This window comes from Psychrobacter sp. GW64-MNA-CIBAN-0177 (assembly GCF_040309585.1).
In the GTDB taxonomy this organism is placed as follows: Bacteria; Pseudomonadota; Gammaproteobacteria; order Pseudomonadales; family Moraxellaceae; genus Psychrobacter; species Psychrobacter okhotskensis.
Window position 1 is genome coordinate 1 of the sequence record NZ_JBEOOY010000559.1, and the last position, 241, is coordinate 241.

Genomic DNA, 241 nt, shown 5'->3' on the forward strand with positions numbered 1-241 from the left:
CAACCGTCGAGCTCGGTAGCATCGAGAAACAAACTCACTTTAGGTTGATCAACTTGGCTTAATGCCCCCTCTAGCATAGGGGTAATGACGAGATAGTCTTCGTGGGTTAATGTGCCAATGGCTTTTAATGTCACAAAAAACACATTTTCAATTCGGTTTATGCCTATCGATAAACCATGTTTCTTCATATCCATATCGTGACTCCTTTAACTATCAGCTTACTATCCGTTTACCATCCGCT

General features: G+C 41.5%; 1 protein-coding gene. It reads right to left on the reverse strand.

Going from position 1 to position 241, the window contains the following annotated elements; genetic code table 11:
- The coding region (locus tag AAEY79_RS16215; RefSeq protein WP_352289770.1) for a hypothetical protein at nt 1-194 on the reverse strand (194 nt) is incomplete at its 3' end.
- Nucleotides 195-241: the final 47 nt, after the last annotated feature.